The following is an 8,293-nucleotide window of genomic DNA, read 5'->3' as shown; positions in this document are numbered from 1 at the left end:
CCCGCCGTTGCCGCCGCTGCCGAACAGGATCCCGCCGGCCCCGCCGGCGGCCCCGGTCCCGGCGGCGCCGTTCGCGCCGTTGCCGATCAGCGGGCGCCCCAGCAGCAGCTCGGTGGGGGTATTGATCACCCCCAGCAGGCTCGCCAAGGGCGAGGCGTTGGCGGCCTCCGCGCCCGCATACAACCCGCCGGCGCCGGCCAATGCCTCGACGAACTGGTTATGAAACGCTGCCGCCTGGTCGCTGAGCGCCTGAAACTCCTGCGCGTGGGTGGAAAACACCGACGCGATCGCCGCCGACACCTCGTCGCCGGCGGCGGCCAGGACCCCGGTGGTCGGAGCCGCCGCCGCGGCCTTGGCCGCGCCGATCATCGACCCGATGCCCGCCACATCCGAAGCAGCCGACGCCACCACCTCCGGCACTGCGATCACAAACGACATCCCGCACCTCTCACTGGTCGCGACAGACAAGGAACGTCCCGCACCTTCGCTCGCTGCACGCGCCGATGGAGGGTGATCAGGACCGATTCACGGTAACGCAGCGACGGCCGGATCTGCGGTTTAGCCGAGCCCCGGCCACGTCACAAGCGCCCAGGTCGGTCGAGCGCCCCAGTGTCGGGGACCGCCGCGCCGATCGGCTAGCGGCCCCGGGATTTGGCCAGGTAGAACCGGGTTTTAGCTCATAGCTGCTACTTAACTAATGCATAGCCATAACTACTCTTGACGCACGCATCATTTGTCTCATGAGTGAAACATCTGAAACCCCAACTGTGCGGACAGCTACCGCAACCGAACCCGCGCCGGCGGCAGCGCCGGCGCTGTACCGGACCCCTCGGGTCTTCCTTGCCGCGGCATGGGTTGCCATCGTCGCCGGAGTCGTGTTCATCATCTCGGTGATCTTCTTCACCGGCATGGCGCTCGGGCATCACGGCCACGGCGGTCACCACCACAAGCACCACGCGGCGTTCATGCATCCGCACCGCTTCGGCCCCGGCGGTCCGGGCGGCCCCGGCGGCCCGGGCGGTGGTCCCGCGGCGGTCCAGGGCGGTGGGCCCGCTTCGGCGACCCCAGGCGCCCCGGGACCCAGCCAGATTCCGTCGTCCGTCGCCCCGTCCCGGACCCCGTAGTCCCGGTGGGTCGGTAAACCCATATCCGATGGCCCGGCGCTCGCACGAGCGCCGGGCCGCTCGATTCTCAGCAACAATTGCGTCTCGGACCTGTTATCGCCGTCGGCGACAGGGGCAATATTCAAGGCATGACCCAAACACCCGAACCGTCAACGCAACCGACGCCCGCCGCCGCGGCCCCGCCCGCGTACGCGCCGGTCAAGCCTCCCAAGGTCTATGTGGCCGCCGCGTGGGTGGTGATCGTCGCCGGGATCGTTTTCATCCTCTCGACCGTCTTCTTCGCCGGGGCCATGGTCATGGGAATCAGCCATCATGGCATCACTACAAGCATCATCACGGCATGATGTACGGCCCCGGCGGACCTGGTGGGCCCGGTGGACCGTGGCAGTACGGCGGGCAGTGGGGTCCGGGCATGGGCCCATGGGGTCCGCCGCAGGGCGCCGGTCCGGGTGGCCCTGGCGGTCCGGCGCCGGGCGTCGGTCCGGGTGGTCCCAGCCAGACACCGACGCCCAGCGCTCCGGCGCCGGCGCCGAACACCCCGGGCAATCCGCGCCCGTAGGCATACCCGCCTTTCTTGAACCATTACAGAAACGCGGGGTCCAGTTCGTTCCGCCGCACCGAAAGTTGTTGGGCCGATTGCGGTTACGCGAAGGCCTCGAAGGAGCTCCGGGCCCGATAATCGATGTTCGCCACCCGGCAGCCGCCCTGGCATGATCGAAACCCATGACCATGCGCATCGGCGCGGCGGTGATGACCATCGGTGTGGCGGTCGGGGGAGCGCTGGCTGTTCCCGCGGCGGTCGCTCACCCGTCGGAGCCCGGGGTGGTGAACTACGCGGTCCTGTCGAAGGGATCGGTCGGCAACATCGTCGGCGGACCGATGGGCTGGGAGTCGGTGTTCACGCAGCCGTTCCAGGGCTATTCGGTCGACCTGCCGGTGTGCAACAACTGGGCCGATATCGGGCTGCCCGAAGTCTTCGACGATCCAGATCTCGCGTCGTTCAACGGGGCAACCACACAGACGTCGGCCAACGACCAGACCCACTTCGTCAAGCAGGCCGTCGGGGTGTTCGCCAGCAACGACGCCGCGGCCCGGGCGTTCCATCGTGTGGTGGACCGGACCGTAGGCTGTTCGGGCCAGACCACTGCGATGCATCTGGACAACGGCATCACACAGGTGTGGTCGTTCGACGGCGGCCCGGCGACGGGCGGCGACGCGAACTGGACGAAGCAGGAGGCCGGCACCGACCGTCGGTGCTTCGATCAAACCAGGCTGCGTGAAAACGTGTTGTTGCAGGCCAAGGTCTGCCAGTCTGGCAACGCGGGACCCGCGGTCAACGTGCTGGCCGGGGCCATGCAGAACGCGCTGGGTCAGTAGCGTGGTTTTAGGACACTCGGGTGGTCCATCGCGGAAAAGTCCGGCAGGACGGGAATATGTCGGTGCGATCTGCAAGATGAAGTAGTGGCGATTATTTCTCCGTCAGCGGTGCAACCATCGGTCCGTCGGCCATGCCGGGTCGGCCCGGCCCTCGAAGGGATAGTGATATGACGCCCGCGGCCGTCAGCACCGCCCAAGCCGAGATGGTCGACTCCTCCGCCGCCGCGACGTACATCGCCGAGACCTGCCTGTCCGATGCACCGCTGCGGTCCATCGGCCTCGAGCTCGAAGGGCATTGCCACGACCCGGCCGACCCGCATCGCAGGCCCGGCTGGGACGAAATCGCCGACGTGCTCGAGCATCTGCCCAACCTGCCGGGCGGCAGCGCCGTCACGGTGGAACCCGGCGGCGCCGTCGAACTGTCCGGTCCGCCCGCCGACGGGGTGTTGGCCTCCATCGATGCGATGAACCGGGACCAGGCCGTGCTGCGGTCGGCCTTCGCCGACGCCGGGCTGGGACTGGTTTTCCTCGGGGCGGATCCGCTGCGGCCGCCGAGGCGCATCAACCCCGGCGCGCGTTACCAGGCGATGGAACAGTTCTTCCACTCCAGCCGCTCCGGCGAGGCCGGCGCGGCGATGATGACGTCCACCGCGTCGATCCAGGTCAACGTGGACGCCGGGCCGCGGGACGGCTGGGCGGCACGGGTCCGGCTGGCGCACGCCCTGGGCCCCACGATGATCGCCATCGCCGCCAACTCCCCGATGCTGGGCGGGGAGTTCACCGGCTGGGTCTCCACCCGGCAGCGGGTGTGGGGGGACATGGACTCGGCGCGGTGCGGGCCCATCCTCGGGGCCAGCGGTGACGACCCGGGCACCGACTGGGCGCGCTATGCGCTCAAGGCCCCGGTGATGCTGGTGCACAACCCCGAGGCCACGGCCGTCACGCGGTGGGTGCCCTTCGCCGACTGGGTGGACGGCCGGGCACTCCTCGGTGACCGGCGCCCGACGATCGCCGACCTCGAATACCACCTGACCACGCTGTTCCCGCCGGTGCGGCCCAGACAGTGGCTGGAGATCCGCTACCTCGACAGCGTGCCCGACGCCCTCTGGCCCGCCGTGGTGTTCACCTTGGTGACGCTCCTCGACGACCCGGCCGCCGCCGACATCGCGGCCGAGGCCGTCGAACCGGTCGCCACCGCCTGGGACACCGCCGCCCGGGTCGGCCTGCGCGACCGGCGGCTCTACGAGGCGGCCAACAAGTGCGTGGCGGTCGCGGCCGACCGGGCGCCGGCGGAACTGACCGAGGCGATGCAGCTGTTGGTCAGCGGAGTCGAGCGGGGCCGATGTCCCGGCGACGACTTCTCCGACGAGGTCATCGAGCACGGCATCGAGGCCACGGTCTCCAGGGCCGCGCGCTGGCCGCAAGGGGGCGCGTGACTTCCCGGGAAAAGCTCGCCGACGATATGGCGCGGGCGCGGGCGCGGACGCTGCGGCTGGTCGAATTCGACGACGCCGAGCTGTGGCGGCAGTTCGACCCGTTGATGAGCCCGCTGGTGTGGGACCTCGCACACATCGGCCAGCAAGAGGAGTTCTGGTTGCTGCGCGGCGGCGATCCATCCCGCCCGGGCATCCTGCCGCCGGCCGTCGAGGGCCTGTACGACGCCTTCGAACACTCCCGGGCCAGCCGCGTCGAGCTGCCGTTGCTGTCCCCCGAGCGCGCGCGGTCCTATTGCCGGACCGTGCGCTCCGCCGCGCTGGACGCGCTGGACGCCCTGCCCGACGACCCCGCGGGAGACGAAGCGGCGTTCGCCTTCGGGATGGTGGTCAGCCACGAAAACCAGCACGACGAAACGATGTTGCAGGCGCTCAACCTGCGCACCGGCGCGCCGCTGCTACGCGACGGATCGGTGCTGCCCGCGGGTCGTCCGGGGCTGGCGGGAACGTCGGTGCTGGTGCCCGGCGGCCCGTTCGTGCTGGGGGTGGACGCGGCGAGCGAACCGTACTCGCTCGACAACGAGCGCCCGGCTCACGTCGTCGACGTGCCGGCTTTCCGGATCGGCAGGGTTCCGGTCACCAACGGCGAGTGGCGAGCGTTCATCGACGACGGCGGCTACGACCAGCCGCGCTGGTGGTCCGAGCGGGGCTGGCAGCACCGACAGACCGCGGGCCTGACCGCGCCGCAGTTCTGGGGTTCGGACGGCCGCACCCGCGCGCGGTTCGGCTACATCGAGGACATCCCCGCCGACGAGCCGGTGCAGCACGTGACCTATTTCGAGGCCGAGGCCTACGCGGCCTGGGCCGGCGCCCGGCTGCCCACCGAGATCGAGTGGGAGAAGGCCTGCGCGTGGGATCCGGCGGCGGGCGCCCGGCGCCGCTACCCGTGGGGGGAGCAGGAACCGTCGGACGCCGTGGCCAACCTGGGCGGCCGCGCGCTGCGGCCCGCGCCCGTCGGCGCATACCCCGCGGGCGCTTCGGCGTACGGGGTCGAGCAGATGCTGGGCGACGTCTGGGAGTGGACCGCCTCGCCGCTGCGGCCGTGGCCGGGATTCGTCCCGATGATCTACGAGCGCTACTCGCAGCCCTTCTTCGACGGTGACTACCGGGTGCTGCGCGGGGGGTCGTGGGCCGTCGAGCCGGGGATCGTGCGGCCCAGCTTCCGCAACTGGGACCATCCGATCCGGCGGCAGATCTTCTCCGGTGTCCGCCTGGCGTGGGACGTGGCCGACTGATGTGCCGTCACCTGGGCTGGCTCGGCGCCGACGTGAGCGTCTCGTCGCTGGTGCTGGACCCGCCGTGCGGGCTGCGGGTGCAGTCGTATGCTCCGCGCCGCCAGAAGCACGGCCTGATGAACGCCGACGGTTGGGGCGTCGGGTTTTTCGACGGTGACACGCCGCGACGCTGGCGCAGCCCGGCGCCGCTGTGGGGCGACGCGTCGTTCGACTCGGTCGCGCCGGCGCTGCACAGCCACTGCGTCGTGGCAGCGGTGCGCTCGGCGACCGTCGGCATGCCGATCGAGGCCAGCGCGACGGCGCCGTTCACCGACGGCCGCTGGTTGTTGTCGCACAACGGCATCGTCGGCCGCGCGGTGCTTCCGCTCACCTCGTCGGCCGAATCCGTCTGCGACAGCGCCATACTCGCGGCCACCATCTTCGAGCGCGGGCTGGACGCGCTGGCCGACACCATCGCCGAAGTCGGCGCGGCCGACCCCTTGGCGCGGCTGAACATCCTGGCCGCCAACGGCTCTCGGCTGGTGGCGACCGCGTGGGGCGACACCCTGTTCATCCTGCGCCGCGACGACGGGGTGGTGCTGGCCAGCGAACCGTACGACGACGCGCCCGACTGGGAAGACGTGCCGGACCGTCACCTGGTGGAGGTCACCTCGGAGGGGATTCAGTTGACCCCACTCAACTCGAAAGGATCTCGATGACGCTGACGCTGTCCAACCACCTGGCCGCCGACTCGGCGTATCACGCATTGCGTCGTGACGTGCTCGATGGCCTGCAGCAGACACCGAAGTCATTGCCGCCCAAGTGGTTTTACGATTCGGTTGGCAGCGACCTGTTCGACCAGATCACCCGGTTGCCCGAGTACTACCCGACCCGGGCGGAGGCGGAGATCCTGCGCGCCCGGTCGGCCGAGGTCGCGGCCGCCAGCGAGGCCGACACGCTGGTCGAACTGGGTGCCGGCACCTCGGAGAAGACCCGCCGGCTGCTGGACGCGTTGCGGGACCGGGGCTCACTGCGCGGATTCGTGCCGTTCGACGTCGACGCCGGCATGCTGTCGGCGACCGCGACCGCCATCCAGCGCGAGTACCCGGGCGTCGAAATCAGCGCCGTCTGCGGGGATTTCGAGGAACACCTGACCGAGATCCCCGGCGACGGGCGACGGCTGTTCGTGTTCCTGGGGTCGACGATCGGCAATCTCACCCCCGAGCCGCGCGCGCAGTTCCTCGCGACGCTGGCCGGGGTGATGCGGCCGGGGGACAGCCTGCTGCTGGGCACCGACCTGGTCAAGGACGCCGACCGGCTGGTGCGCGCCTACGACGACGCCGCCGGTGTGACGGCCCGGTTCAACCGCAACGTGCTCGCGGTGATCAACCGCCAACTCGACGCCGACTTCGACATCGATGCCTACCAGCACGTCGCGCGGTGGAACACCGACGAGGAGCGCATCGAAATGTGGCTGCGGTCCGGCCGGAGCCAGCGGGTGCGCGTCAGCGCGCTCGACCTGACCGTCGATTTCGCGGACGGCGAAGAGATGCTGACCGAGGTGTCGTGCAAGTTCCGCCCGGACGGGGTGAGCGCCGAGTTGGCCGACGCCGGACTGCGCCGGATCCGATGGTGGACCGACGAAGCGGGCGACTTCGGGCTGTCGTTGGCCGTTAAGTGAGCCTCTGCGGTTCGCTGGCCGAGCGGTGGCGGGCGGCCCGGCCGCCCGTGGCCGGGTTACACCTGGACAGCGCCGCTTGCTCGCGCCAGAGTTTCGCCGCCATGGACGCCGCCGCCAAGCATGCGCTGCACGAGTCGGAGGTCGGCGGGTACGTCGCGGCCGAGGCGGCCGCCCCGCTGCTCGAGGCGGGCCGAGCGGCGGTCGCGACGCTGTGCGGCGTGCCCGACGCCGAGGTGGTGTTCACCACCGGCTCCCTGCATGCGCTGGACCTGCTGCTGGGCAGTTGGCCGACCGAGCGGCGCACGCTGGCCTGCCTGCCCGGCGAGTACGGCCCCAACCTGGCGGTGATGGCCGCCCACGGGTTCGAGGTGCGGACACTGCCGACCCTGGACGACGGCCGGCTGGAACTCGACGAGGCGGCGTTCGAACTAGAGAACGACCCACCCGATTTGGTGCATCTCACCCCGCTGGCCAGCCACCGGGGCGTGGTGCAGCCGCTCGCCATGGTGGCCAAGCTCTGCGGCCAGCTAGGCCTGCCGCTGGTGGTGGACGCCGCACAGGCGTTGGGCCACATCGACTGCGCGGTGGGCGCCGACGCCGTGTATTCGTCGTCGCGCAAGTGGATCGCCGGACCGCGGGGCGTCGGCGTCTTGGCCCTGCGGCCCGAGCTGATGGATCGACTGACGCCGCGGCTACCGGCGCCGCGCTGGGCGGCGCAACTGTCGGTGGCCCAGCAACTGGGGTTCGGGGAAGCGAATGTCGCTGCACGCGTGGGGTTTTCGGTTGCTGTGGGGGAGCATCTGGCATACGGACCGGAATCTGTCCGTGCTCGGCTGGCCGAGGTGGGCGAGATCGCCCGCACCCTGCTGACCGATGTCGACGGCTGGCTGGTGGTCGAAGAGGCCGAGGAGCCCAGCGCCATTACGACGCTGGTCCCCGCCGACGGCGCCGACCCCGAAGCGGTGCGTGCTTGGCTGCTCGCCGAGCGGCGCATTGTGACGACCTATGCCGGGGTGGCGCGCGCGCCGCAAGAACTCTCCGGGCCGGTGTTGCGGATTTCCCCGCACGTCGATACGACCGCCGACGACCTCGAGACCTTCGCCGAGGCGCTGATCGCAGCGACAGCCGCGACGGGCTGAAAATACCGAAGTCGTCAATTTCCATCCTAATTTTGACCGAAAGTACGGAAAAGCCTGTTCTTATTAGGCATGTGTGCGGTAGCTTTTGGCGTTAGCAGCACGCGGCGGATCACTCTTCGGAAATCTGCTCGCCGCTCGGCGATGGGGCCGGTGAAAAGAGGTGCGGGATGAACTTCGCAATGTCACCGCCTGAGCTGCTGCATGCCGCCTGGGACGAGCCGACCGGTGAATTGGCTTCGGCCGCCGTCACATTCGCCTTGCCCTG

Annotated in this window: 8 protein-coding genes and 1 pseudogene; 8 read left to right on the top strand and 1 reads right to left on the bottom strand. The window is 70.1% G+C overall.

The annotated features are described in order from the left end of the window. Nucleotides 1-438 (bottom strand): PE family protein (locus N415_RS23530; RefSeq protein ID WP_152531542.1); only part of this gene is annotated, 438 nt, incomplete at its 3' end. Nucleotides 439-740: 302 nt separating this feature from the next. On the opposite strand from N415_RS23530, the gene N415_RS23525 reads away from it, so the two are divergent. From N415_RS23525 to egtE, 8 genes and pseudogenes are all read left to right on the top strand, one after another. After that, nucleotides 741-1,124: a hypothetical protein gene (locus N415_RS23525; protein WP_068187240.1), complete on the top strand. Its 384-nt coding sequence runs from the start codon at nt 741-743 to the stop codon at nt 1,122-1,124. A 128-nt stretch (nt 1,125-1,252) separates the two neighbouring features. Next, nucleotides 1,253-1,683: pseudogene (locus N415_RS23520) on the top strand (hypothetical protein). Nucleotides 1,684-1,853: 170 nt separating this feature from the next. Continuing rightward, entirely contained in the window at nt 1,854-2,501 is a 648-nt protein-coding gene (locus tag N415_RS23515; RefSeq protein ID WP_152531543.1) for a sensor domain-containing protein, read from the top strand. Between the two features lie 167 nt (nt 2,502-2,668). Further along, complete coding sequence (gene egtA / locus N415_RS23510; protein WP_068187236.1) at nt 2,669-3,937, top strand: ergothioneine biosynthesis glutamate--cysteine ligase EgtA; 1,269 nt, start codon at nt 2,669-2,671, stop codon at nt 3,935-3,937. After that, nucleotides 3,934-5,229 (top strand): ergothioneine biosynthesis protein EgtB, encoded by a 1,296-nt coding sequence (egtB, locus tag N415_RS23505; protein WP_068187234.1) that lies wholly within the window; start codon nt 3,934-3,936, stop codon nt 5,227-5,229. The genes egtA and egtB overlap by 4 nt, the downstream gene beginning before the upstream one ends. Beyond that, nucleotides 5,229-5,927 (top strand): ergothioneine biosynthesis protein EgtC, encoded by a 699-nt coding sequence (gene egtC / locus N415_RS23500; RefSeq protein WP_068187233.1) that lies wholly within the window; start codon nt 5,229-5,231, stop codon nt 5,925-5,927. Before egtB ends, egtC begins: the two co-directional genes overlap by 1 nt. Beyond that, nucleotides 5,924-6,889 (top strand): L-histidine N(alpha)-methyltransferase, encoded by a 966-nt coding sequence (gene egtD, locus N415_RS23495; protein WP_068187232.1) that lies wholly within the window; start codon nt 5,924-5,926, stop codon nt 6,887-6,889. The genes egtC and egtD overlap by 4 nt, the downstream gene beginning before the upstream one ends. Next, nucleotides 6,886-8,028: an ergothioneine biosynthesis PLP-dependent enzyme EgtE gene (egtE, locus tag N415_RS23490; RefSeq protein ID WP_068187231.1), complete on the top strand. Its 1,143-nt coding sequence runs from the start codon at nt 6,886-6,888 to the stop codon at nt 8,026-8,028. The genes egtD and egtE overlap by 4 nt, the downstream gene beginning before the upstream one ends. The last annotated feature ends 265 nt before the right edge of the window (nt 8,029-8,293 follow it).

This window comes from Mycobacterium sp. UM_CSW, assembly GCF_000455205.1.
GTDB lineage: Bacteria > Actinomycetota > Actinomycetes > Mycobacteriales > Mycobacteriaceae > Mycobacterium.
This window is presented reverse-complemented; position numbering and strand designations above follow the sequence as displayed.